A 23592-nucleotide genomic window follows, 5' to 3' on the forward strand; every position below is an offset into this window, starting at 1 on the left:
GCAAGTTCAAATCCTGCCCCCGCAACCATACATAAGATCCGCAGAAGCAAGCGGTTACGGGAACCCGGCGGAAACGCCGGGTTCTTCGTTTCCGGGCTCGGGTCAGGTTCGGCATAGGTCGATCATGCGGACCTCGTCTCGACCCGAGGCCTTCCGCCCGAGGCGCCCGGGCGGAACGAACGCCTCGACCCGGAGATGCCGGTCGAAGGCCCCCGGGTGGACCTCCTCTGCGGGCTCGAAGGCGGCCAGGCGGCATCACAAGGATGCGAGCCTCGGTCGGCCACGGTCGGGTCGGACTGACGAACGACACTTTCCTGACGGTTTGTAGAATTCCGGTCTCGCCGTTCGTCGTTGTAGTGAAGGCCAGGCAGAGAGCCCCGCCTGAAGGACAGGAGAAGACTATGCCGCAGTTCCTGGTTGCCGGTTACCTCCCCGACGATTTCGACCCGTCCCAGATGGACGAAGCGGTGGGCCGCGAGATCCACGCCCTCAACAAGGAGATGATTGCCGCCGGCGTCAGGAAGTTCGCCTGCGGCCTCGGCTCCGCGAAGTCGCTGCGACCCCAGGCCGATGGCGGCGTCCTCGTCACCGACGGGCCGTACCTCGAGGCCAAGGAACACATCGGCGGCTTCTGGATACTGGAATGCGCCGACATGGACGAGGCGGTGGCCTGGGCACGCAAGGGCGTCGCCGCCACCCGGGGGCAGGTCGAGGTGCGGGAAATCTTCTTCAATCCGTCGCCCGACTGACGACGGAGGCAGGCTCCTGAGCGACGTCGAAAAGTCGATCGAGGCGGTGTGGAAGATCGAGTCCACACGCCTCATCGCCGCGATCGCTCGCGTCACCCGCGATGTCGGCATCGCCGAGGAGCTGGCACAGGATGCTCTCGTGACGGCCCTCGAGGTCTGGCCCGAGGAAGGCATCCCCGACAAACCCGGGGCATGGCTGATGACGGCGGCGAAGCGGCGCGCGATCGATACGCTGCGGCGCGGCCGCATGCTCGTACAAAAGCATGGCGAGATCGCCCGCGAGCTGGAGTGGCAGGAGCAGCGGCTTGGAGACGCTTTGGAGCACGCGCTGGATCAGGTGATCGACGACGACGTGTTGCGGCTCGTCTTCACCGCGTGCCACCCCGTGCTCGCGGTGGAAGGACGGATCGCGCTCACGTTGCGCCTGATCGGCGGCCTCACCACGGCGGAGATCGCGCGTGCGTTCCTCGTGCCGGAGAAGACGCTGGGCCAGCGGATCTCCCGCGCCAAGAAGACCCTCTCGGAGGCCCACGTTCCCTTCGAGACGCCGACCGGGGACGAGCTGCGTCGCAGGGTCGAGTCCGTCCTCATGGTGGTCTACCTGATCTTCAACGAGGGCTACACCGCCACCTCGGGCGACGAATGGATGCGGACGGCTCTCTCCGAAGAGGCGCTGCGCCTGGGGCGCATGCTCGGTCCGCTTCTCCCCGGCGAATCGGAAGTCCAAGCGCTCGTGGCATTGATGGAGTTGCAGGCCTCGCGCAACGCAGCACGCCGGGGCAGGAACGGCGAGGCCGTCTTACTCCCGGATCAGGACCGCTCCCTGTGGGATCACGCCCAGATCCAGCGGGGAATGACCGCGCTCCAGCAAGCGCATGGACTCGGCGGTGGCGCGAAACCCTACGCGTTGCAGGCGGCCATTGCCGCATGTCACATGCGCGCCCGCACCGCCGAAGAGACGGACTGGAATCGCATCGTCCTTCTCTACGACGCCCTGCTGCAGATCAACCCGTCTCCAATCGTGGCGCTCAATCGCGCGGTCGCCGTCGGCATGGCCCAGGGCCCGGCCGCAGGACTCGACGCACTCGACGCAGCTGCCACCCTCGCCGACTCCGCCCTCGCCGGCTACCATCTCTTTCCCAGCGTCCGCGGAGACCTGCTGATGAAGCTGGGCAGGCTCTCCGAGGCACGTGAAGAGATCCGACGCGCCATCGCGATGACGAAGAACCTGCGGGAACGGGAGCTGCTGGCCAGCAGGGTGAAGCAGTGGGATAAGGCGGCCCCATCCGCGTAGGCTTCGGGCCGCGCGCCGTGCGTGGCGGGCGCCGCTACCCCCCGCTCTTTCCCCGCGCCCGGGACTTTGCGTCGATGAAGTCGGGGTGGGGAACGTTGAGGAGGCCGGCGACGCGGCGGATGAGGTGCTCTTCGAGGGGGTGCTTCTCGGCGTCGGCGTAGGCGACGAGCCACATCAGCTCGACGATGCGCTTCTTTTCCTCGAGCGAGAACCCCTTGTCGACGAGGCTCGTGAACTCGTAGAGCGAGGTCGCGGCGTCCGCCTCGGCCTCGGCGAGCCGGACCAGCTCCTCGGTATCGGTGAGCGAGAGGCCGAACGTCCCCTGGAGCGCGGTGCGGACGACCGTCCGCTCCTCGTCCCTGACCTCGGGGTCGGCGCGCATCACCTCGACGAGGAGCGTCGCGGCCGTGAGGCGGAGGCGCTGGCCCGGGTCGCCCGCGGCTTGGGCGGGGCGGGCGGCCATGCGTTCCTGGAAGAACCGCTTGAGGGAGTCGAGCATCGCGCTAGTGTCTCGTCCCTCGGGGGCTTCGTCCAGATGACCGGCGCCGGGTTGTGATTTTCCGGGACCTGGAGCGAATCATGGGATGAAGGCGGCATCGACAGCGCCGCGACCGAGTGAAGGGACACCGAATGACGAACCCGGCGCGGCAGGACAGATTCCTGATCCTGCTCGACGAGCACAGGAAGATCCTCTTCAAGGTCGCGAGCTCGTACTGCCAGAGCACGGCAGACCGGCAGGACCTGGTCCAGGAGATGGTCGCTCAGCTCTGGCGCTCGTTCGACCGCTACGACGAGCGCTACCGGTTCTCCACGTGGATGTACCGGATCGCCCTGAACGTGGCCATCTCCTTCTATCGGAGTGAGGCCCGGCGGTCACGCTTCCACGTGCCGGCCGAGGACACCCTCCTGGAGATCCCGGCGGAAGCCGCCGGATCCACCGGTTCGGACGACGACCTCCGGCTCTTGCAGCACCTCATCGGGCAGCTCGAAGCGCTCGACCGGGCGCTCGTCCTCCTCTACCTCGACGGAAACCGCTACGACACGATCGCCGAGATTCTCGGGATATCGGAAACCAACGTCGGCACGAAGATCAGCCGGATCAAGCAGAAGCTCCGGCGCGACCTGACGAAGACAGCCTGAACGGAAGGACGGAGCATGGAACTCGACGATCTGAAGCGCCAATGGGAAGACCAGGACAGGAAGCTGGACGTCCGCCTCCGCCTGAACGCGCGCCTGCTGAACGACTCCGTTCTCGCGAAAGCCGACACGGCCACCAAGGCGCTGTCTCGCCTGCTCTGGCTCGAACTCGCGCTGAGTGTCGCAGCCGTCCTGCTCACGGGCTCGTTCCTGGCGAGCCACATCTCCGAGGCCCGCTTCGTGATTCCGGCTGCAGGCCTCCATCTGAGCGTGATCGCACTCATCGTCGCTTCCATTCGCCAGCTGGTGGCGATCGGAACGCTGGACTACGACGCGCCGATCGTCGGGATTCAGAAGCGGCTGGAATCGCTCCGCGTCGAGCGGATTCGCGCCACGAAGTGGACGCTGCTGTGCTCCCCGCTCCTCTGGACCCCTCTCCTGATCGTGGCGCTGAAGGGCGTCTTCGGCGTCGATGCCTACGAGACCTGCGGCGCTGCCTTTCTGATCGCCAACCTCCTCTTCGGTGTTCTGGTGATCCTGCTGGCGGTATGGACCGCGAGGCGCTACGCCTCCCGGATGGAGCGCTCTCCTTTCGTCCAGGGCCTGATGCGGGACCTTGCAGGCGACAGCCTGAACGCCGCGGCCGGCTTCCTGAGCTCGATCTCGCGGTTCGAAGAGGAAGAGAGCCACGCCTGACCTCGCGGCCTGCCGGCCGACGCGTCGAGCCGCGAGGGCGGTCCGGAGGACCTGGCCGCCCCCTTCGCCCACCGCGCCGTCGATCCTCACGAGCGACGTCATCCCTTCACGCAGACGACCTGGCGGAGCGTGTGGAGCACCTCCACGAGGTCCCTCTGCGCCTCCATCACCGCGTCGATCGACTTGTAGGCCGCCGGCGTCTCGTCGATGACGCCCTCGTCCTTGCGGCACTCGATCCCTTCCGTCGCCTTGACGTGGTCGGCCACGGTGAACCGGCGTCGCGCCTCTCCGCGGGACATCGACCGCCCCGCGCCGTGGCTGCACGAGTCGAAGCTCTCGGGGTTTCCGCGGCCGCGCACGATGTACGAGCGGGTCCCCATGCTGCCGGGGATCACGCCGAGGTCTCCCTTCCGCGCCCGCACCGCCCCTTTCCGCGTGACGAAGACGTCCCGGCCGTAGTGGTGCTCCCTCTCGACGTAGTTGTGGTGGCAGTTGACGGCGACGATCCCCGCCGTGAACGGCGGGAGGCCCGGCAGCGTGCGGAGCGCGGCGACGACGTTCGCCATCATCAGCCGCCGGTTCGTCAGGGCGTACTCCTGGGCCCAGCCGACGCCCTGGACGTAGTCGTCGAAGTGCTTCGTCCCTTCGGGCAGGTAGGCGAGGTCGGCGTCCGGCAGGTTGATGAAGTGCCGGCGCATGTCCTCCCTGGCGAGCGCGATGAAGTAGGTGCCGATCTTGTTCCCGATGCCCCGCGAGCCGCTGTGGAGCATGAGCCAGACGGAGCCTTCCTCGTCGAGGCAGACCTCGATGAAGTGGTTCCCCGTCCCGAGCGTCGCCAGGTGCGCGAGGTGGTTCGCCTTGCGCAGCGCCGGGTGCTTCTCCACGAGTGCCGCGAGGCGCGGCTCGAGAGGCGCCCACGCCTCGAGGACGGCTTCGGGCGGGTCGGACCAGGCGCCCCGGTCGTTCCGGCCGCCGCTGTCGGTCCGGCCGTGCGGCACGGCGCTCTCGATCGCGGTCCTCACCGCGTGGAGGTCGTCCGGGAGGTCGCGCGCCGAGAGGTCGGTCTTCAGCGCCATCATCCCGCAGCCGATGTCGACCCCGACCGCGGCCGGGATGATCGCGCCGAACGTCGGGACGACGCTTCCGACCGTCGCCCCGATCCCGAGGTGGACGTCGGGCATCGCCGCCACCCACTTGTGGATGAACGGGAGGCGGGCGATGTTCGCGAGCTGCTTACGCGCCTCGGGCTCGAACGGGACGCCCCTCGTCCAGCTCTTCACCGGGACGCCGCCCGGGATGTCGGTCACGTCGAAGTTGCGGTCGGTCATGGCGTCTCCCGAAAGGCGCTACGAGGAGTGTCGAAGCGGCATCAGAGTACGACCTCCTCGCGCCGACGGACCGCCGCTCGCCCTCGCGGTGCTAGACTCGCCGACCGGTAAGGGGAGTAGTTCCGGCCGCCCGTGGCGGCCGAGGGGAGATCGACACACCGGTCCTCGCGGACCCGGTCCCCCACCCCGATCGGGGCGAACGAGACCTTCGGAACGGGCAGAAGCCCGGCCGAGGTCACGTCGCAACCCGGCGTCGGACACCTCGGCCAGGCGCAATGGATCGAGGGGAGTCCGGCGTGACCGCTTTCTGGGTTTCGCTCTTCATCGTGTTCGTGGCCGAGCTGGGAGACAAGACCCAGCTCGTCGCCATGGCGTTCGCGACGCGCTACTCGGCGAAGGTGGTGCTCGCCGCCGTTTTCGTGGCGACGCTGCTCGTCCACCTCCTCTCCGTCTTCCTGGGAGAAGCCGCCGGCACGATCCTCCCCGATTTCTGGATCAAGCTGCTCGCCGGAATCTCCTTCATCGCCTTCGGGCTCTGGACGCTTCGGGGCGACGAGATCTCCGACGAGGACACGAAGAAGACCGCTCGCTTCGGCCCGTTCCTGACCGTGGCGATTGCGTTCTTCCTCGCCGAGCTCGGAGACAAGACGATGCTCGCCACCATCAGCGTGGCGACCCAGTACCCGTCGTTCATCGGCGTGTGGATCGGGAGCACCCTCGGAATGGTCGCGGCGGACGGCCTCGCCATCGGTGTCGCGAGCGTCCTGGGCAAGAGGCTGCCCGAGCGGGCGATCAAGCTCGGCGCGTCGGTGATCTTCTTCGCCTCGGGGGCCGTCACCCTGTGGCAGGCCTTCCGATGAGCGGGTAAAGAGACCGCTCTCGTTGACTCCCCCCGGAGAGGCGAATACGGTGTCCGGCCGGAGGGACCCATGAGCCACCCGCGCGCCGGCCGGCCCGCCGAGGCCGCTGACCTCGTCAACGTTCCCCGCCTGGTTGCCGCCTACTACACCGAGCGCCCGGACCCGGGAGAGCGCGGGCAGCGCGTCGCATTCGGGACGTCGGGGCACCGGGGCTCGTCGCTGAAGGCGAGCTTCAACGAGGCACACATCCTCGCGACGACGCAGGCGATCTGCGAGGTCCGGCAGGAGAACGGGGCAACGGGGCCGCTCTTCCTCGGGCAGGACACCCACGCCCTCTCCGAGCCCGCGTTCCGCACGGCGCTCGAGGTGCTCGCGGCGAACGGTGTGGAGGTGCGCGTCGACGCGGCGGACCGGTTCACGCCGACCCCGGTGATCTCGCACGCGATCCTCGCCTGGAACCGCCACCACGACGGCCCCCGCGCCGACGGCATCGTCATCTCGCCTTCTCACAACCCTCCCGAGGACGGCGGCTTCAAGTACAACCCGCCGCACGGAGGGCCGGCCGACACCGACGCGACGAAGGCGATCGAGGACCGCGCGAACGCGCTCCTCGCGGCCTCGCTCGAGGGCGTGAAGCGGATTCCCTTCGCCCGCGCCCGGAAGGCCGCCACGACCTCCGCGCACGACTACCTCACGGCCTACGTCGACGACCTCGCCTCCGTCCTCGACCTCGAGGCGATCCGCTCGGCCGGAGTCCGCATCGGCGTCGATCCGCTCGGCGGAGCCGCCGTCGACTTCTGGCAGCGGATCGCCGAGCGCTGGGGGCTCGACCTCACCGTCGTCAACCCGCGCGTCGATCCCGCCTTCGGATTCATGACGCTCGACTGGGACGGCCGCATCCGTATGGACTGCTCCTCCCCGTCGGCGATGGCCTCGATGATCGCCATCCGCGACCGCTACCAGGTCGCCATCGGGAACGACACGGACGCCGACCGTCACGGCGTCGTCACCCCCGCGGGCCTCATGAACCCCAACCACTACCTCGCCGTCGCCATCCACTATCTCTTCGGGGCGCGCGACGGCTGGCGGAGGGACGCCGGCATCGGCAAGACGCTCGTCAGCTCGAGCCTCATCGACCGCGTCGCCGCGGGGCTCGGCCGCTCGCTCGTCGAGGTGCCGGTCGGCTTCAAGTGGTTCGTCCCCGGGCTCCTCTCCGGCGACCTCGGCTTCGGCGGAGAGGAGAGCGCGGGCGCCTCGTTCCTCCGCCGCGACGGGACGGTCTGGACGACGGACAAGGACGGGATGATCCTCGGCCTCCTCGCGGCGGAGATCACCGCCGTCCTCGGAAAGGACCCCGGCGTCGTCTACCGCGAGCTGACGGCCCGCTACGGGGAGCCGGTCTACGAGCGGGTCGACGCCCCGGCCACGCCGGCGCAGAAGTCACGGCTCGGGAAGCTCTCGCCCCAGGACGTGAAGGCGAAGGAGCTCGCGGGCGCCCCGATCACCGCCGTCCTGACGAAGGCCCCCGGCAACGGCGCCGCGATCGGCGGGCTGAAGGTGACGACGGCCGACGGCTGGTTCGCCGCTCGCCCGTCGGGGACCGAAGACGTCTACAAGATCTACGCGGAGAGCTTCCGCGGCCCCGACCACCTGCGCCTTCTCCAGGAAGAGGCACGGGCGCTCGTGTCGGAGGCGCTCGCGGGTTCGTAGGCGGTACGTCCCCAGCGGCCCCGCCCTGACTGCGTGCGGCGGGGAAAGTCCGTATCCTTCCACCCCCATGAGCGCCGATCCCCCCGCTCCCGCCTCACCCGGGGAGCTCGCCCCCCAGGACGTCGTCCTGCGGTTCCTGGAAAGCACCGGCCGGCCCACCGAGGCGCGGCTCTACCTCGACCTCTTCCGCGCGCATCCCCGCGAGCAGTTCGCGGCGATCGCCATCGACGCCAACGTCATGGCCGACGCCGCCGACGCCGTCGTCCAGGACCTCAAGTTCCTCGCGGCTCTCGACCTCTTCCCGACCGTCGTCCTCGGAATCTTCCAGCCGGCCGAGGCGGTGCTCCACGCCCGCTCCCTTCGGCGGCACCTCGAGGACGAGGGGGTCCGGGTGGAGGTTCTCCGCGCGAGACGCCGCAGCCTCGCCGCCCGCGTCACCGCCTGCGCCCGCAGCGGCGCCGTCCCGATCGTCGTCTTCGAGCCGAGCGGGGACGATCAGGCCGGCGATCGGCTCGACCGCCTCGGGGCGCTCCTGGGCGAGCTCGAGGCCCGCAAGCTCCTCTTCCTCCACCGCCCCGGCGGCCTCCGCCAGGGGGGCGTCCTCGTCCCGATCGTGAACCTCACGACCGACGTTCCCGGCCTTCTCGCGAGCGGCGAGCTTTCGCGGAAGGAGGCGCTCATCCTCGACGGCGCGCGGCGCCTCTGCGAGGAGGCCGCGCCGCCCTCCTTCACGGTCGCCGTCACCTCCCCCCTCAACGTCCTCCGCGAGCTCTTCACGGTGAAGGGCGCCGGCACCCTCCTCCGCCGCGGCGCACGCATCGCACGGCACGACGGATGGGAGGGGGTCGACGTGCCGCGCCTCCGCGAGCTCTCGCCTCGAGCTTCGGACGTGCCCCGTCCGACGCCTTCTTCGCGCGGACGCCCGACCGCGTCTACCTCGAGGAGCGCTACCGCGGCTGCGCGATCCTCTCGGAGGCGCCCCTGGGCGCCTACCTGACGAAGTTCGCGGTCTCGGCCGAGGCCCAGGGAGAGGGGATCGCGCGCGACCTCTGGGAGGCGCTCGTGGTCGAGACGCCCGTCGTCTTCTGGCGCGCGCGCCGGACGAACCCGATCAGCGAGTGGTACGCCAAGCTCTGCGACGGGCTGATGCGAATTCCGGGCTGGACCGTCTACTGGAGGGGCCTCGACCCGGCGTCGATTCCGGCTGCGATCGGCTGGGCGGCGGACCAGCCGGTGGACATCGCGCGCGACGAGGACTGACGGCCGCAGGAGCGGCGCCCGCCTCAGCCGTACGTGGCCGTTTCGCCCGGACGGCAGGACGCCGGGCCCCGGTAGGTCAGGCGGACGGCGCCGATCCTCAGCTCGTCTCCGTCCGCGAGGGAGATCTTTCCGCAGATCCGCGTCTCGCCGCGCCACGTCCCGTTCTTGCTCCCGAGGTCCTCGAGAAGGGCGCGTTCCCCGGCGACCTCGATCCTCGCGTGCTCGCGCGAGACCGACGGGTGGGCGATCACGATCGCGGCCGGAGGCTCCCGCCCGACCAGGTTCGGCCCTTCGGCGAGACGGATCTCGTTCCCGCCCCAGACGAGGACGTGCCGCTCCGACGACGGCGACGTCGGCGCGACCTCGTGCACGGTCCCCTCGAAGGCGTAGCCGTAGCCGAAGACCGTCCGGACGTACGTCGGTGAGCGCGCGTCCTCGCCGAGCGCCTTCCTGAGGTCCTTCACGAGGGCGCTGAGGCTCCCTTCCGTCACGAACGCGTCGGGCCAGACGGCCTCGAGGATCTCGGCCTTCGAGAGCGCCTTCGGCCGGCAGGAGAGGAGGAGCTCGAGGAGGCGGTAGGCGCGGGGCTCCAGGTGGACCGGGCTCGGGCCGCGCAGGACGAGGCGGCGCCCCGGGTCGAACGTGACGTCGCCGAAGCGCAGCGTCGGCCCCGCCTTCAGAGGAACGTCAGAAGTCCGCTGGGACATGGCAGCGCACCGGGCCGAGATTGAGGGTCAGACAGATCCCGATCTCCAAACGGTTCGAGAGGAGGCTCCCATGCTTCACCGCTGCCCGTCCGCTCTCCTCGCGACGCTCGCCGCCGCCCTCCTCGTCGCATCGTCCTCGCGCGAAGCCGCCGCCCTCGAGCCCGGCGCCGCCGTGAGAGTCGACCCGTCCTTTGGACCGCGCGTGGCAGAGGCCGTCGCCGACGCCGCCCGCCGCCTCGACGCGCCGCCCTGCGCCATCGTCCTCTCGGACTTCCAGGACAGCCAGACCGGCCTCACGCTCGCCGAGAGCCTCGCGGCGACGGGGCGGACCGCCTCGGAACACGTGGAATCGCTCTGGTTCCGGGGCGCGTCGCGCCTCCGCCCGTTTGCGGGAAGGCGGGTCTTCGCGTTCACGATGCCGGCGAGCACCGTCGTCTATCTCTGCCGCGAGGACCTGCTGCGGATCCAGAACCAGCCGCGGCTGCTGACCGCCATCGTCCTCCACGAGGTGCTCCACACGCTCGGCCTGAGGGACGACCACCCCTCCTCCGTGGCGATCACGGAGCGCGTGCTCGAGCGGTGCTTCTGAGCCCGCCCTGTGGTCCGTCGTACCCGGGTCCATTCCGGGGAATCGTACGCCGCGCGCCGGCACCCTAGAATGGAACCGGACCCGATATGAACAGGCTGTTGCACTACGAGCTCGTCGAGCAGCTCGGCGAAGGGGGCATGGGCGTCGTCTACAAGGCGCGCGACACCCGCCTCGGACGTTTCGTCGCCGTGAAAGTCCTCGCCGCCGGGAAGGCCTCCGATCCGGACCGGCGCCTGCGTTTCGCGAGGGAGGCGCGGGCCGCCTCGGCCCTCGCGCACCCGAACGTCCTCACCGTCCACGAGATCGGGAGCGAGGACGGTGTCGACTTCATCGTCACCGAGTACGTCCCCGGGAAGACGCTCGCCGAGCTCATCCCGCCCCGGGGTCTGCCGGCGCGCGAGGCGCTCCGGTGGGCCGTACCGATCGCCGACGCCCTCGCCGCGACGCACGCCGCCGGAGTGATCCACCGGGACCTGAAGCCCGCGAACGTCATGGTGACCGACGCCGGCCTCGTGAAGATCCTCGACTTCGGCCTCGCCCGGTTCATCGACCCCGGCCCGATGGCGGAAGGAGACGAGACGGAGGCGGTCCTGACGCGCGAAGGGACCGTCTTCGGCACCTGCGCGTACATGTCGCCCGAGCAGGCCGAGGGGCGCGAGGTCGACGCCCGATCGGACATCTTCTCTCTCGGGGCCGTTCTCTACGAGATGGTGACCGGCCGCAAGGCCTTCGCGCGCGATTCCGCGTCCGCCACGATCGCCGCCGTCCTGCGCGACGAGCCCGAGCCCGCCGGAATGGTCTCCCCCGACCTCCCGCCCGAGCTGGAGCGCGTGATCCACCGCTGCCTGCGCAAGGAGCCGGCGAAGCGATTCCAGTCGATGGCGGACCTCAAGGTCGCGCTCGAGGAGCTGAGGGAAGAGTCGGAGACGAGTGCGCCGGCCCGGGCCCGGGCGGCACCGCCGCGACGGCATGCCGTCATCGGCATCGCCGCCGCCGTCGTTCTCGTCGCGGCCGTCGCGGGGGGCTGGCTCGCCCGGCGCCCTGCGCCCGAGGCCGTCGAGCCGACCCCGCCGGTCCCGCTGACGAGCTTCGGCGGGCGGATCCTCTGGCCCGCCCTCTCGCCCGACGGCAACCAGGTCGCCTTCGCCTGGAACGGAGAGACGCAGGCCTCCTTCGACCTCTACGTCAAGCTCGTCGGCCCCGGGGCCCCGGTCCGCCTGACGACCGATCCGGGCACCGAGTCCTCCCCCGCCTGGTCGCCCGACGGCCGGCAGATCGCGTTCCTCAGGCAGCTGCCGTCGGGAGAGTGGATCCTCGCGGTGATCCCCGCGCTCGGCGGGCCCGAGAGGATCGTTGCCGAGGCTCCCGTGTTCCACCAGGGAATCACGTGGTCGGCCGACGGGCGGGCGCTCGTCGTGTCGCGACGGGCCACGGGGGACCGGGTGTCGGTCCTCTGCAGGGTCTCGATCGCCACGGGAGAGGTGAAGCCGCTGGCCCGGCCGCCCGCAGATCTCCTCGGGCTGGGGGACTTCTCGCCGGCCCTCTCGCCGGACGGCCGGACTCTCGCGTTCGCTCGCGCCCGGGCCGTCGTCTCGAGCTCGCTCCACGTGCTGGGCGTCACGGAGGAGGTCGAGCCGGAGGGCGAGCCCGTCCCGCTGACGCCGGCCCGGTCCGCCTCGTCGCAGCCCGCCTGGACGCCGGACGGCAAGCGGATCGTCTACACGGAGGGCGGCTTCGGGTGGAGCTCGAATCCGAGCCTGATGGTGATCCCCGCCTCCCCCTCCGGGGAGCAGAAGGCGCGGCGCGTTCTCGGAGGGGAGGGCGGGGAGTTTCCGTCCCTCTCCCGCAACGGGAGTCTCGTCTTCGCCCGCCCGATCAACGACCTCAACCTGTGGCGCCTGCCGCTCCGGGAAGGACGGCCCGGACGTCCCGAGCCGCTCCTCTCCTCGACGCGGATGGACGGGGCGCCCGCCCTCTCGGCGGACGGCCTGAGGCTCGCATTCACCTCCGACCGCGGGGGTTCGATGCAGCTCTGGCTCGCGAGCGCCGACGGCTCCCGCCCCGTCCAGCTCACGTCGATCGTCGCGACGAATACCGCGGGAGGCCGGTGGTCTCCCGACGGCAGCCGCCTCGTCTTCACCTCGAATCCCGACGGGAACAGGGACGTCTTCCTGACGACGCCGAACGGCCGGGAGCCCCTGCGACTCACGCGGAGCCCCTCGCACAACACGTCGCCGAGCTGGTCGCGCGACGGCGCGTGGGTCTACTTCAGCTCGAACCGGGAGGACGGATTCCAGGTCTGGAAGATGAAGCCCGAGCCCGACGCCGTAGCGGCGCGCGTGACCCGCGGCGGGGGCCACGCGGCACGCGAGTCGGCCGACGGCCGGACGCTCTACTTCGCCAGGCAGATGGGCAGCGGGCACGGCAGCGGACACTGGTCCGTCTGGAAGATGCCGGCTGGCGGGGGCGAGGAGACCCTTCTGATTCCCCGGATCGCCCAGTCGTGGTTTTTCGAGGTGACGGCCCGGGGCATCTACTACCTCAACTCCGAGCTCCCCGGCGGCGAGCTGCGCTTCCACCGCTTCTCGGACGGGAGCGACGCGCTCCTCCTCAGGCTCGACAAGCGATCCGGCTTCGGTCTCGCGGCCGCGTCCGACGACAGCGCCGTCATCTACACCGTCTTCGACGTCGACGCGACCGAGCTGATGTACGTCGAGCGCTTCCGGTAGCGCGCCGCGGCCTAGAATCCACACAGTCCGTCATGGAAAGGCTGTCGCACTACGAGCTCGTGGAGCAGCTCGGCGAGGGGGGCATGGGCGTCGTCTACAAGGCGCGGGATACCCGTCTCGGCCGCTACGTCGCGCTGAAGGTTCTCCCGCCCGGAAAAGCGTCCGACCCCGAGCGCCGCCAGCGCTTCGTCCAGGAAGCGAAAGCCGCCTCGGCGCTCAACCACCCGAACATCCTCACCGTCCACGAGATCGGGTGCGAGGACGGCGTCGACTTCATCGTCACAGAGTACGTCGCGGGGCAGACGCTCGCCCGGCTTCTTCCGCTGAGAGGTTTCCCGCCGCTCCAGGCCCTCCGGTACGCCGTCCCGATCGCCGACGCCCTCGCGGCGACCCACGCCGCCGGCGTCATCCACCGAGACCTGAAGCCCGCAAACGTCATGGTGACCGACTCGGGCCTCGTCAAGATCCTCGACTTCGGCCTCGCGAAACTCGTGGATCCCCCGACTCGTGGAAGGAGAGGAGACGTTGTAGATCCTGACGCGGAAAGGGACCGTCCTCGGTACCTGCGCGTACATGTCCCCCGAGCAGGCCGAGGGGCGAGGCGTCGACCCGCGCTCGGACGTCTTCTCGTTCGGCGCCGTCCTCTACGAAATGGTGACCGGCCGGAAGGCCTTGCCCGCGCAGAGCGCCTCGGCGACGCTCGCCGCGGTCCTCCGGGACGAGCCGGAGCCGCCGCGAGGGTCGCCGACGCAGTTTCCCGGAGCTGGAAAGGGTCATCCATCGCTGCCTTCGCAAAGATCCGGCAAAACGGTTCCAGTCGATGGCGGACCCGAGGTGGCTCTGGAAGGAGCTGCGGGAGGGGTCGAACCCGGGCCCGCCTGCGACCGGTCTCCGCCGAGGCGGCAAGGCGGGCCGCGACCGGCGCCACCGCCAGCGTCCTCTGGTCTCGGCTGCGCTGGGGGGACCTGGCGCGCCCGCCGCCGCACCACGGAAGACGCCGGGTCGAGGCGGCCGGTCCCGCTGACGAGCTTCACCGGGCGGATCCTCTGGCCCGCACTCTCACCCGACGGGAACCAGGTCGCGTTTGCCTGGAACGGCGAGGCGCAGGAGTCCTTCGACCTCTACGTGAAGCTCGTCGGTCCTGGAGTTCCGATACGCCTGACGAACGACCCGGGTACGGAGTCGTCCCCCGCGTGGTCGCCCGACGGCCGTCAGATCGCGTTCCTCCGGAAACTGGCGCCGGGACGCACGATTCTCGCCGTGATGCCGGCGCTCGGCGGAAACGAGAGGATCGTCGCCGAGGCGTCCTCCTTCTGGGGAATCTCGTGGTCGCCGGACGGGCAGACGCTCGTCGTCTCCCGGCGCGGGTCGGCCGAACGCCCCTTCGCCCTGTTCGGCATTTCGCTGGCCACCGGCGAGACGAGGCAACTCACCCGGCCACCCGCCGAGTTCCCGGGAGTCGGGGACCTCTCGCCGAGCCTTTCGCCGGACGGCCGGAGCCTCGCGTTCGCCCGCGCCCTGAGCCTGCCCAACAGCGAGATCTACGTCCTGCCGCTCACGAAGGACCTCGAGCCGGCCGGCGATCCGGTCCGGTTGACGTCGGACAACACGAGCTCCGCACAGCCCGCGTGGACCCCGGACGGGAAGCGGATCGTCTTCTCCGTCGGCGGCTACGGGTGGGAAGCGAGCCCCGCCCTGAAGATCATCCCGGCCTCCGCCGGCCCCGGCGAGAAGGCACAGAATCTCCCCGGAGGGGAAGACGGGGTTTACCCGACGTTCTCCCGGACCGGGAGCCTCGTATTCGCCCGCTCGCTCACCGACGTGAACATCTGGCGCCTCCGCTGGACCGGGGACGGCCGGGCACCCGTCTGCTCTCGTCGTCTCCACGAGGGGGGATCTGGAACCGCAATTCTCCGCGGACGGCACGCGGATCGCGTTCACCTCGGACCGCTCGGGCACGACCCAGGTCTGGCTCTCCGAAGCCGACGGAACGAAGCCGGTCCAGCTGACCTCGATCGTCGCGGGATCACCTCGGGAGCCCGCTGGTCTCCGGACGGCGAACGGATCGCGTTCCTCTCCAATCCCGACGGCCACATGGACGTCTTCCTGACCACGCCGAACGGCCGTCGGCCGGAGCGGCTCACGTCGAGCCCGGCGCACGACTCCGCCCCGAGCTGGTCGCGGACGGCGCATGGGTCTACTTCGCCTCGGACCGGGAGGACGACTTCCAGGTCTGGAAGATGAGGCCCGACCCGAAGGCGCTCCCCGTGCGCGTCACCCGAGGGGGTGGCTTCGCGGCGCTCGAGTCTGCCGACGGAAGGACCCTCTACTTCGCGAAGCTGGTGGCCCCGGAATCTGGTCCGTCTGGAGCATGCCGTCCGGCGGAGGCGAGGAGACCCAGCTCGTTTCCGGGATCCCGGAACTGGGGGATTCGACGTGACCGGCACCGGTCTCTACTACACAACCTCCGCGCTGCCAGGGCCCAGCTCCGGCTCCGCCGGTTTCGACGACGGGAGCGACACGCTGCTCCTCACGCTCGGGAAGAGGTCCCACTTCGGGCTGGCGGCCTGCCCGGACGACAGTTGCGTTCTGTTCACGAGCTACGACCTGGACGCGACGGAGCTGATGTATGTCGAGAGCTTCCGGTAGCGGCCGCGGCCCGGAATCGCCACGGTCCGTCATGGAAAAACTGTCTCACTACGAGCTCGTGGAGCAGCTCGGCGAAGGTGGCATGGGCGTCGTCTACAAGGCGCGCGACATCCGCCTCGGCCGCTTCGTCGCGGTGAAGGTCCTCGCGCCCGGGAAGGCGTCCGATCCCGAGCGCCGTGCCCGCTTCATCAAGGAGGCGCGGGCCGCCTCCGCCCTCGACCACCCGAACGTCCCGACCGTCCACGAAATCGGTGCGAGGACGGCGTCGACTTCATCGTCACCGAGTACCTCCCGGGAAGACTCTCGCGCAGCTCATTCCGAAGCAGGGCCTCCGCCGCGCGAGGCTCTCCGTTACGCCGTCCCGATCGCCGACGCCCTCGCGGCGACCCACGCCGCCGGCGTCATCCACCGCGACCTCAAGCCCGCCAACGTCATGGTCACCGACGCGGGCCTCGTCAAGATCCTCGACTGGCCTCGCCCGGTTCGTCGACCCCGCGCCCGTGACGGAGGGGAGGAGACGCAGGAGATTCTGACGAAGGATGGGGCCGTCCTCGGCACCTGCGCCTACATGTCGCCGGAGCAGGCCGAGGGGCACGAGGTCGACTTTCGCGCTCGGACGTCTTTTCCTTCGGCGCCGTCCTCTACGAGATGGTGACCGGGACGAAGGCCTTCGCCCGCGAGTCGCCCTCCGCCACGATCGCCGCCGTCCTGCGCGACGACCCGAAGCCGGCATGCGAGATCTCCGGCAACGTCCCGCCCGAGCTGGACTCCGCGTCATCCACCGCTGCCTCCGCAAGGATCCGGCGAAGCGCTCCAGTCGATGGCCGACCTGAGGGTCGCCCTCGAGGAGATCCAGGAGGAATCGGACTCCGCTGCGTCCTCCGCGTCCGTGCGGCGGGGACCGCTACGGCGGACCGCTTTCGGCGTCGCGGCTGTCCTCGTCGTTGCGTCCGTGGGGATCTGGCTCGCCCGCCGCTCCGACCCGATCGAAGCCCAGCCCTCGAAGCCGGTCCCCCTGACGAGCTTCGGCGGGCGGATCCCTCTGGCCCGCCCTCTCGCCTGACGGAAACCAGGTCGCGTTTCTCTGGAACGGCGATCCCCCGGGCTCCTACGACCTCTACGTCAAGCTCGTGAGCGCCGGGACGCCCGTGCGACTGACGAACGACCCGACCGGAAGAGCTGTCCCGCCTGGTCTCCCGACGGCCGCCGGATCGCGTTCCTCCGCCACCCGAAGGGGAAGCGGTCGGTCCTCGCCGTGATCCCGGCGCTCGGAGGCGACGAGAAGGCCGTGCCGAGGCCCCGGCCTTCTATTCCGGGGTCTCCTGGTCGCCCGATGGGGAGTCGCTCGTCGTGTCGGGTCGCACGACGGAGGAAACGCGGCCGACGCTCCTCATCGTCCCGGCCGCCACAGGCCGGGTGACGCGACTCCTCCTCCCGCCGGCCGGGGCGGTGCTGAGTCGTCATCTGGCTGACCGTGTCGCCGGACGGCTGATCGCCTCCGCGTCGTCAGCTCGTCCAACGTTTACGCCAACGACATCTGGGTCCTGCTCGCCAAGGACCTCGAGCCGGGCGAGCCCGTCCAGGTGACGCACGAGGGCTGGACCGTCGCGGCAACCGACCTGGACCCCCGACGGGAAGCGGATCGTCTTTCCGTGGGCGGCCAGGTGGTCCCTCGAATCCTGACTCATGGTGATCCCCGCCTCCCTGGCTCCGGGCGAGAAGGCGCGACGCCTCCTCGGGGGCGAGGGGCGAGTCGCCGACGTTCTCGGCGAAAGGGAGCCCTCGCCTTCGTTCGCCCGATCAACGACCTGAACATCTGGCGCCTCCCGCTCGAGAACGGGCGCCCGGACTCCCCCGCACGGCTCGTCGCCTCGACACGCCAGGACGGCGGACCGAACTTCTCGCCGGACGGGAAGCGGATCACCTTCAGCTCGGACCGCTCGGGGAGCAAGAAGCTCTGACTCTGCGAGGCCGACGGATCCCGCCCGGTCCAGCTCACGACGATGGCCGCGGAGCACGTTTCCGGGAGCAGCTGGTCTCCCCGACGGAAAGTCGATCCTGCTTTTCTCGAACCCCGACGGGAACCTCGACATCTGCCTCACGACCCCGGCGGCCTCGAGCCCCGTCGGCTCACGTTCAGCCTCGCCCACGACACGCATCCGACCTGGTCCCGGGACGGCGCGTGGATCTACTTCAGCTCGAACCGGGAAGACAGTCGTCAGGTCTGGAGGATGACGCCCGACGCTGACGCCGTCCCCGTGCGCGTCACGTCCTGCGGAGACGCCTGGGGCGCCTACGAGTCCGCCGATGGCCGGTCCTTGTACGTCGTCCGGCAGCGCGGCCGCGACGCCTGGTCGGTCTGGAAGATGCCCGTCGACGGCGGGGAGGGGGACCGAGATCGTGACCGATCTCGCCTCGCACTGGTTCGTCGACGTGACGGCGACCGGCATCTACTACCTCACGTCGGCGCTCCCGGGAGGCCAGCTCCGGTATCACCGCTTCGCGGACGGAAGCGACACGCCCCTCCTCACGCCCGAGAAGAGGTCCGGCTTCGGCCCAGCGGCCTGCCCCGACGACAGCTGCGTCCTCTACACGACCTACGACGTGGACACGACCGAGCTGATGTACGTCGAGAGGTTCCGGTGACCGGCGAGCGGCTGTCGCACTACGAGCTCCTGGAGCGGCCGGCGAGGGGGCATGGGCGTCGCTACCAGGCGAGGGACGCCTGGCTCGGCCGATTCGTCGCGGTGAAGGTCCTCCTGCCCGGCAAGGCCTCGACCCCGAGCGCCGCCAGCGGGTTCGTGCAGGAGGCGAAGGCCGCGTCCGGGCTCTGAACCACCCTGAACATCCTCACCGTCCACGAGATCGGCGTGGGAGGCGGGCGTCGACTTCATCGTCACCGAGTACGTCGCGGGTCAGACGCTCGCCCGACTCTTCCGCTGAAAGGCTCCCCGCCGCTTCAGGCCCTCCGTTACGCCGTCCCGATCGCTGACGCCCTCTGCTGCGACGCACGCCGCCGGCACGGTCATTCACCGCGACCTGAAGCCCGCGAACGTCATGGTGACCGGACCGGGCCCTCGTCAAGATCCTCGACTTCGGCCTCGCGCGGTTCGTCAACCCCGCCCTCTTGTCGACGGAGAGGAGACGAAGGAGATCCTGACGCGCGAGGGCGCGGTCCTCGGCACGTGCGCCTACATGTCTCCCGAGCAGGCGGAGGGGCGCGGGGTCGACCCACGGTCCGACATCTCTCGTTCGGGGCCGTCCTCTACGAGATGGTGACGGGGCAGAAGGCGTTCGCCCGCGCATCTCTCCGCCACGATCGCCGCGGTCCTGCGCGACGAGCCGAAGCCCGCCCGCGAGGTCTCCGGCGAGATTCCGCCGGAGCTGACCGCGTCATCTCCCGCTGCCTTCGCAAGGATCCGGCAAGATTGTTCCAGTCGATGGCCGACCAAGGTCACCTCGAAGAGCTGCTGGATGGGCGGGCGCGGAGTCGACGACGCGCGCGGTGTCGGGGTTGATCGGTGGCGGGCCGTGATCGGCGCCACCGCCGCGGTCCTTCTCGTCGCGGCTGTCGCGAGGCCTGGCTCGTTCCGCCGCCGGATGACGGATTGACGTCGGAGCCGACGCGGCCTCTCCCGCTGACGAGCTTTCGGCGGGCGGATCTCTCCGCCCGCACTTCCACCTGACGGGAACCAGGTCGCGTTTGCCTGGAACGGCGAGGCGCAGGAGTCTCTCCGACCTTTGCGTGAAGTTGGTGAGCCGGGGCGCCGGTCCGACCGACGAACGAGCCGAACATGGAGAGTCTTGGCGTGGTCGCCTGACGGCCGCCAGATCGCGTTCGTCAGAACCTGGCGCCGGGACGCTCGGTCCCTCGCCGTGATACCGGCACTCGGCGGGAGCGAGCGGATCGTTGCCGAGGCCACGTCCTTCGGCTGGGATTTCGGGTCGCCGGACGGGAAGTGGCTCGTGGCGGCCTGTCGCGACTTCCGGCTGACCGCACGGTTGCCCTGTTCTGCGGTCTCTGGGCACGGGCGAGATGACGGTAGCTCACCGGCCGCCCGGCGGACGTCCTGGGCCTGCGCGACGAGTCGCCCGCCCTCTCCGGACGGCTGACTCTCGCGTATACGCGCCCGAGCCTGATCAACAGCGAGCTCCGGCGTCTCGCGCTCACTGAGGACTTTGCGCGGCCGACGAGTCGGTCGGGGCTGACGTCGGACATCGGGATCGCCACCCGGCCCGCGTGGACGCCGGACGGAAGCGATCGTCTCTCCGTCGGCGGCTACGGCTGGACCGCGAACCCCGCCCTGATGGTGATCCCGGCGTCCGGCGCTCCCGGCGAGAAGGCCCGGCTCGTCATCGGGGGAAGGCGGAGTTCCCGACGTTCTCCCGGGACCGGGAGTCTCGTCTTCGCTCACCCCATCACCGATCTGAACATCTGGCGCTCTTCCTGCTCGACGGAGGACGGCCCGGCGTCCCACCCGGCCTCGTCGCCTCCACGGAGAACCGACGGCGGCACCGCGATTTCTCCAGCGACGGGCAGAGGATCGCCTTCACCCGACTGTTCGGGAACGAGCCAGGTCTGGCTCTGCCAGGCCGACGGGTCCCGTCAGGTCCAGCTGACCTCGATGGTCGCGGAACACCTCGGGGGAGCTTTCCCCGACGGCGAACGGCCCGCCATCGTCTCGAATCCTGAGGGACAGATGGACGTCTTCCCCACCACGCCGAACGGCCGGCAGCCGCAGCGCTCACCCCGAGCCTGGCTCACGACAGCGCACTGAGTCGCGGGACGGCGCGTGGGTCTACTTCGGCTCGAACCGGGAGACGACTACCAGGTCTGGAAGATGAAGCCCGATCCGGAGGCGGTCCCGGCGCGTCACCCGCGAGGGCGGTCACGGGGCACGCGAGTCCGCCGACGGCAGGACCTCTATTTCACAGTTGCCGCGAAGGCATCTGATCGATCTGGCAGATGCCGTCCGGCGGAGGGAGGAGACCGAGCCCATCCACCGCATCGCGCGCCAGTGGTACTTCGACGACGGCCACCGGCGTCTACTACGTCACGTACAGAGTCCCGCGGCGCTGAGCCTCCGGCTCCACCGGTTCGCGGATGGGAGCGACACGCCCTGCTCACCCCCGAGAAGCGGCCCGCTTCGGCGTCGCGGCCTGCCCTGACGACAGCTGCGTCCTCTTCTCGAGCTTCGACGTCGACGCGACCGAGCTGATGTACGTCGAGAGGTTCCGGTAGCCGGTCGTTCGGGAGATCGAAATCTGGCAAGGCCGTCGTCTCCCCGTTGGGGCACGCGGGTCCGTGACAGAATTCCCTCTCACGCGTCGACGAGAAGAGGCCGGAGCCGGCGTCTCCTCCCGGTCCTCAACGCCGACCGGAAGGAAGGAGGGACCTTCCCATGAAGCGCATCGCACCGATCGTCTGTCTTTCCTGCTGGCTCTTGCGGCCTGCCTCCGCACCGGCTGCCGCGGTCGCCCAGGCGCCCACGTCCATCTCCGACGTGAAGGGCCCCGTGGCCCCCGTGGCGCAGATCTTCCGCTCCAGGCGAGTTCGTCCGCGTCGCCTACAACAATGAGGGCTTCGTGACCTCGGGTACCGCGTCGCGAACGCCTCGGCCGGGGACGAGTGGATGCTGCTCGACGCGGGCTTCACCGTCCGTGACGGCGTGAAGTCGACTTGACAGCGCGAGGCGATCTCGCTCAAGACGCCTGACGGCAAGATGATCCCGCCCGCCACGCAGAAGGAGCATGCCGCGGCGCTCTACCTCCTGCCCTGACCAAGCGGGCCCAGGTCACCCGCGACAACCTGAACTACTTCCCGCCCGAGGTGAACAAAGGCCTGCGCCCTCCTCTTTCTCCGACTCGGCAGGCCGGGGCTCCCCGGCGTTCGACCAGGTCGACCTGACGGACAACCGGGCCCCGCCTTGGCCGCCTCTTTCTGCAAGGTGCCGGGCGGCATCCAGACCGGGGCAGCACTGGCTCGTGACGAAGTTCGCGACGAGCGAGGTGCACGTGCCCTTCCGCATCCTGACGAAGGACGAGGAGAAGTTCCTCCGGAAGAACTGGAAGACTTCGACAAGGCTCTCGCCATTAAGGCGTCCAGTAGCCCCTACAGAGGCCCGCGCTCCTTCCCGGGAGACGGTCAGGCCACACGCCGGACCGTCGTCCTGCAGTAGTGCGCGAGGATCTCCTGCAGCAGAAAGGCAGGCCCTCTCGGCCATCACTCGCCGCCCTGATCTGTAGAGGCTGATGCCAGTGGCCTCCCATCCGGCGCTGGCCAGGATGAAGTGGCCGGACGTGTCCGATCTGGCGACGAACATGCTGACCAGAGAGGCGAGAGCGGGAGAGGCTTCCAAGGGATCTCGAGCCTGCTGATGACGACCACTCCGCGCTTCATCCGATGTGGAGGCGGAAGATCGTCCTGATAAGCAGGTTGCGCGCGAGTGGTTTCGGCACCGCCGCGATGTGCTCGAGCAGCCGACGCTGAGGCGCGCGTGGCCACGAGCGCCCAGCTTCGTCTGGGGCGTGGCCGCGACGGTCCAGCGGAAGAAACAGCGCGTCTTCTGGTCGGGCCCCGGGTGATGCGGGCGAGGAGCGTGGTGCCCGCCAAGCTGCAGAACGCCGTCGGGCCGGAACGGACGAACCGCTCGAGGTCACGCGGGCGGGCGTCGTTACGCTCAGAACGACACGAGGTAGGGGACCTTCTGGTCGTCCATCGCGGTGTCGTAGCGCCTGTCCGGCTGCCGCGGCACTTGGAGGCGTGGTGCCGCAGATCGTCCCGCCGAAGAAGAGCATCCGTCCCGCGGCGCGGTGACGGCGTGGGCGCGACGGCAGGCGAGACCAGCTCTTCGATTCCCTGGTGGCGCTGGCGGTGGTCAGCCGGTACAGACCCGTAATCGGGTGCGGTCCTCGCGGCCGTAATAGCGGCGGATCTCGCCTGGCTGCTTCGGGGCCGGCCCAGCGGTCATGGCTGCGGCCGGTCCTTTCGGCCAGCGTGCATGATGATGGCGTGGGTTTTCAGGAGCTGACGGGGCGCGCGCCCATATCTCCGGAGGAGATGACGCTCGCAATGCATTTCCTCGAGCGGAACGTCGTTGATGATCGCTTCAGCCTTGCTTATCGCCCCAGTACGCGGCACGCGCTCGGAAGACCCGCCGCCCCTTCCGCTCCTGCGGTGCGCCGGGGCTGACCGTCACCTCGCTTCGGAGCAACGCCGCCGCATCCGGATCGGCGGGAAGTCAGGTCGTCCCCGCCGCGAAGCGGCGATTGCCCCGGCGTGATGCGGATTCCGCCGGGTCGGTGAACTCCTGAGCAGCCTCCACCTCGACTCCCGAAGGGAGGCCCTCCATGAGACTCCTCGGGATTTAAGCGACGTTCATCGAGAAGCCCCGAGCCGGCCAGGACGTCCGGGAACGGCGCCTCCGAATCTGTCACCTCGCGGTGCAGACGGCCGCCATGTCCCCGCCCCGAGGAGGCTTTCCAGTCCCTCGGAAGGGCGCCAATGAGGATCCCGGACATGTCGATCGAGGCCAGCTTCACCGCCAGCCCGGCCGGCATGGGAAGGCGTGCAGCCGCAGCTTGCCCTGCGGAAGAGGACCAGCGAGAAGTCTGACGCCGGCCTGCACGGACCGCGACGTTGCATTAATCGGCTCGGCCCCTCGCCCGTCACGGAGCGAGGACCGCGAGCGCCTGTTCTGTATCGTTGAGGATGCGCCGACTGGTCCGGGGCCGCGAAAGAGCAGGGCCCGTATCCTGCGGCCTCGAGCGCCGGTCCTGCTGCGCCACGCCTCCTCACGATCGTGGAAGCGCCGTCCTTGCGAGCCGTCTGCAGGCAGGTGGTCGGGCGCTGAGTGCTCCTGCACTGCGGGCCGTTGTAGACGA

General features: G+C 69.8%; 23 protein-coding genes and 2 pseudogenes. 21 read left to right on the plus strand and 4 right to left on the minus strand.

The genetic code is table 11. The features are described 5' to 3' along the window. The first annotated feature begins 401 nt into the window (after positions 1-401). Together IPN03_09655 and IPN03_09660 are read left to right on the plus strand one after the other, a co-directional pair. Complete coding sequence (locus IPN03_09655; GenBank protein MBK9373976.1) at positions 402-749, plus strand: hypothetical protein; 348 nt, start codon at positions 402-404, stop codon at positions 747-749. Between the two features lie 16 nt (positions 750-765). Then, positions 766-2043 (plus strand): RNA polymerase sigma factor, encoded by a 1278-nt coding sequence (locus tag IPN03_09660; GenBank protein ID MBK9373977.1) that lies wholly within the window; start codon positions 766-768, stop codon positions 2041-2043. 34 nt (positions 2044-2077) lie between these two features. Here IPN03_09660 and IPN03_09665 read toward each other — a convergent pair whose 3' ends face one another. After that, positions 2078-2542: a TerB family tellurite resistance protein gene (locus tag IPN03_09665; protein MBK9373978.1), complete on the minus strand. Its 465-nt coding sequence runs from the start codon at positions 2540-2542 to the stop codon at positions 2078-2080. A 131-nt stretch (positions 2543-2673) separates the two neighbouring features. Here IPN03_09665 and IPN03_09670 point away from each other — a divergent pair, with 131 nt between their 5' ends. Both IPN03_09670 and IPN03_09675 read left to right on the plus strand, forming a co-directional pair. Then, entirely contained in the window at positions 2674-3183 is a 510-nt protein-coding gene (locus IPN03_09670) for a sigma-70 family RNA polymerase sigma factor (GenBank protein MBK9373979.1), read from the plus strand. Between the two features lie 15 nt (positions 3184-3198). Beyond that, positions 3199-3876 (plus strand): hypothetical protein, encoded by a 678-nt coding sequence (locus IPN03_09675; protein MBK9373980.1) that lies wholly within the window; start codon positions 3199-3201, stop codon positions 3874-3876. A 98-nt stretch (positions 3877-3974) separates the two neighbouring features. On the opposite strand, the gene IPN03_09680 is transcribed toward IPN03_09675, so the two are convergent. Next, a complete protein-coding gene (locus tag IPN03_09680; GenBank protein MBK9373981.1) occupies positions 3975-5204 on the minus strand; it encodes an RtcB family protein in 1230 nt (409 codons plus the stop codon). Positions 5205-5479: 275 nt separating this feature from the next. Here IPN03_09680 and IPN03_09685 point away from each other — a divergent pair, with 275 nt between their 5' ends. The 4 genes from IPN03_09685 to IPN03_09700 all read left to right on the plus strand — a co-directional run bounded on the left by IPN03_09685 (position 5480) and on the right by IPN03_09700 (position 9034). After that, complete coding sequence (locus IPN03_09685; GenBank protein MBK9373982.1) at positions 5480-6064, plus strand: TMEM165/GDT1 family protein; 585 nt, start codon at positions 5480-5482, stop codon at positions 6062-6064. Between the two features lie 69 nt (positions 6065-6133). After that, on the plus strand, positions 6134-7774 hold the full coding sequence (locus tag IPN03_09690; protein MBK9373983.1) for an alpha-D-glucose phosphate-specific phosphoglucomutase: 1641 nt from the start codon (positions 6134-6136) through the stop codon (positions 7772-7774). A gap of 67 nt (positions 7775-7841) precedes the next feature. Continuing rightward, positions 7842-8771: a hypothetical protein gene (locus tag IPN03_09695; protein MBK9373984.1), complete on the plus strand. Its 930-nt coding sequence runs from the start codon at positions 7842-7844 to the stop codon at positions 8769-8771. Between the two features lie 65 nt (positions 8772-8836). Continuing rightward, a complete protein-coding gene (locus IPN03_09700; protein ID MBK9373985.1) occupies positions 8837-9034 on the plus strand; it encodes a hypothetical protein in 198 nt (65 codons plus the stop codon). Between the two features lie 23 nt (positions 9035-9057). On the opposite strand, the gene IPN03_09705 is transcribed toward IPN03_09700, so the two are convergent. Then, on the minus strand, positions 9058-9741 hold the full coding sequence (locus IPN03_09705; protein MBK9373986.1) for a winged helix-turn-helix domain-containing protein: 684 nt from the start codon (positions 9739-9741) through the stop codon (positions 9058-9060). Between the two features lie 70 nt (positions 9742-9811). Between IPN03_09705 and IPN03_09710 the strand changes: the two genes are divergently transcribed. The 6 genes and pseudogenes from IPN03_09710 to IPN03_09735 all read left to right on the plus strand — a co-directional run bounded on the left by IPN03_09710 (position 9812) and on the right by IPN03_09735 (position 16363). Continuing rightward, positions 9812-10330 carry a hypothetical protein gene (locus IPN03_09710; protein ID MBK9373987.1) on the plus strand — a complete coding sequence of 173 codons (519 nt, stop codon included), beginning with the start codon at positions 9812-9814 and terminating at the stop codon, positions 10328-10330. Between the two features lie 86 nt (positions 10331-10416). Then, the gene (locus IPN03_09715) at positions 10417-13059 is read left to right on the plus strand and encodes a PD40 domain-containing protein (GenBank protein MBK9373988.1); all 2643 of its coding nucleotides are present in this window, start codon (positions 10417-10419) and stop codon (positions 13057-13059) included. Positions 13060-13091: 32 nt separating this feature from the next. Beyond that, positions 13092-13562 (plus strand): annotated as a pseudogene (locus IPN03_09720) (serine/threonine protein kinase). A 70-nt stretch (positions 13563-13632) separates the two neighbouring features. Beyond that, positions 13633-15303 carry a PD40 domain-containing protein gene (locus IPN03_09725; protein ID MBK9373989.1) on the plus strand — a complete coding sequence of 557 codons (1671 nt, stop codon included), beginning with the start codon at positions 13633-13635 and terminating at the stop codon, positions 15301-15303. 192 nt (positions 15304-15495) lie between these two features. Beyond that, positions 15496-15708 carry a hypothetical protein gene (locus IPN03_09730; protein MBK9373990.1) on the plus strand — a complete coding sequence of 71 codons (213 nt, stop codon included), beginning with the start codon at positions 15496-15498 and terminating at the stop codon, positions 15706-15708. A 31-nt stretch (positions 15709-15739) separates the two neighbouring features. After that, the gene (locus IPN03_09735; GenBank protein ID MBK9373991.1) at positions 15740-16363 is read left to right on the plus strand and encodes a serine/threonine protein kinase; all 624 of its coding nucleotides are present in this window, start codon (positions 15740-15742) and stop codon (positions 16361-16363) included. Here IPN03_09735 and IPN03_09740 read toward each other — a convergent pair. After that, a complete protein-coding gene (locus tag IPN03_09740) occupies positions 16350-16490 on the minus strand; it encodes a hypothetical protein (protein ID MBK9373992.1) in 141 nt (46 codons plus the stop codon). The two genes, IPN03_09735 and IPN03_09740, sit on opposite strands and share 14 nt — an antisense overlap. Positions 16491-16528: 38 nt before the next feature. Here IPN03_09740 and IPN03_09745 point away from each other — a divergent pair, with 38 nt between their 5' ends. The 7 genes and pseudogenes from IPN03_09745 to IPN03_09775 all read left to right on the plus strand — a co-directional run bounded on the left by IPN03_09745 (position 16529) and on the right by IPN03_09775 (position 20950). Next, on the plus strand, positions 16529-16771 hold the full coding sequence (locus IPN03_09745; protein MBK9373993.1) for a hypothetical protein: 243 nt from the start codon (positions 16529-16531) through the stop codon (positions 16769-16771). A gap of 21 nt (positions 16772-16792) precedes the next feature. Continuing rightward, the gene (locus IPN03_09750; GenBank protein ID MBK9373994.1) at positions 16793-17128 is read left to right on the plus strand and encodes a PD40 domain-containing protein; all 336 of its coding nucleotides are present in this window, start codon (positions 16793-16795) and stop codon (positions 17126-17128) included. Positions 17129-17307: 179 nt separating this feature from the next. Continuing rightward, positions 17308-17391: pseudogene (locus IPN03_09755) on the plus strand (PD40 domain-containing protein). Further along, a complete protein-coding gene (locus IPN03_09760; protein ID MBK9373995.1) occupies positions 17361-17669 on the plus strand; it encodes a PD40 domain-containing protein in 309 nt (102 codons plus the stop codon). The pseudogene IPN03_09755 and the gene IPN03_09760 overlap by 31 nt, the downstream one beginning before the upstream one ends. 42 nt (positions 17670-17711) lie before the next feature. Further along, positions 17712-18542 carry a PD40 domain-containing protein gene (locus tag IPN03_09765; GenBank protein MBK9373996.1) on the plus strand — a complete coding sequence of 277 codons (831 nt, stop codon included), beginning with the start codon at positions 17712-17714 and terminating at the stop codon, positions 18540-18542. Between the two features lie 970 nt (positions 18543-19512). Then, the gene (locus IPN03_09770; GenBank protein MBK9373997.1) at positions 19513-19821 is read left to right on the plus strand and encodes a PD40 domain-containing protein; all 309 of its coding nucleotides are present in this window, start codon (positions 19513-19515) and stop codon (positions 19819-19821) included. A gap of 991 nt (positions 19822-20812) precedes the next feature. Then, positions 20813-20950: a hypothetical protein gene (locus IPN03_09775; protein ID MBK9373998.1), complete on the plus strand. Its 138-nt coding sequence runs from the start codon at positions 20813-20815 to the stop codon at positions 20948-20950. Positions 20951-23592 lie beyond the last annotated feature (2642 nt).

Source organism: Holophagales bacterium, assembly GCA_016719485.1.
GTDB lineage: Bacteria > Acidobacteriota > Thermoanaerobaculia > UBA5066 > UBA5066 > UBA5066.

Bases quoted from the DNA above. Each gene is read 5' to 3' on its own strand.
- IPN03_09655 (MBK9373976.1), top strand. From the start codon at position 402: ATGCCGCAGTTCCTGGTTGCCGGTTACCTCCCCGACGATTTCGACCCG.
- IPN03_09665 (MBK9373978.1), bottom strand. From the start codon at position 2,542: ATGCTCGACTCCCTCAAGCGGTTCTTCCAGGAACGCATGGCCGCCCGC.
- IPN03_09670 (MBK9373979.1), top strand. From the start codon at position 2,674: ATGACGAACCCGGCGCGGCAGGACAGATTCCTGATCCTGCTCGACGAG.
- IPN03_09675 (MBK9373980.1), top strand. From the start codon at position 3,199: ATGGAACTCGACGATCTGAAGCGCCAATGGGAAGACCAGGACAGGAAG.
- IPN03_09680 (MBK9373981.1), bottom strand. From the start codon at position 5,204: ATGACCGACCGCAACTTCGACGTGACCGACATCCCGGGCGGCGTCCCG.
- IPN03_09685 (MBK9373982.1), top strand. From the start codon at position 5,480: ATGGATCGAGGGGAGTCCGGCGTGACCGCTTTCTGGGTTTCGCTCTTC.
- IPN03_09690 (MBK9373983.1), top strand. From the start codon at position 6,134: ATGAGCCACCCGCGCGCCGGCCGGCCCGCCGAGGCCGCTGACCTCGTC.
- IPN03_09695 (MBK9373984.1), top strand. From the start codon at position 7,842: ATGAGCGCCGATCCCCCCGCTCCCGCCTCACCCGGGGAGCTCGCCCCC.
- IPN03_09705 (MBK9373986.1), bottom strand. From the start codon at position 9,741: ATGTCCCAGCGGACTTCTGACGTTCCTCTGAAGGCGGGGCCGACGCTG.
- IPN03_09710 (MBK9373987.1), top strand. From the start codon at position 9,812: ATGCTTCACCGCTGCCCGTCCGCTCTCCTCGCGACGCTCGCCGCCGCC.
- IPN03_09715 (MBK9373988.1), top strand. From the start codon at position 10,417: ATGAACAGGCTGTTGCACTACGAGCTCGTCGAGCAGCTCGGCGAAGGG.
- IPN03_09725 (MBK9373989.1), top strand. From the start codon at position 13,633: ATGTCCCCCGAGCAGGCCGAGGGGCGAGGCGTCGACCCGCGCTCGGAC.
- IPN03_09735 (MBK9373991.1), top strand. From the start codon at position 15,740: ATGGAAAAACTGTCTCACTACGAGCTCGTGGAGCAGCTCGGCGAAGGT.
- IPN03_09745 (MBK9373993.1), top strand. From the start codon at position 16,529: ATGGCCGACCTGAGGGTCGCCCTCGAGGAGATCCAGGAGGAATCGGAC.
- IPN03_09765 (MBK9373996.1), top strand. From the start codon at position 17,712: ATGGCCGCGGAGCACGTTTCCGGGAGCAGCTGGTCTCCCCGACGGAAA.
- IPN03_09775 (MBK9373998.1), top strand. From the start codon at position 20,813: ATGGGAGCGACACGCCCTGCTCACCCCCGAGAAGCGGCCCGCTTCGGC.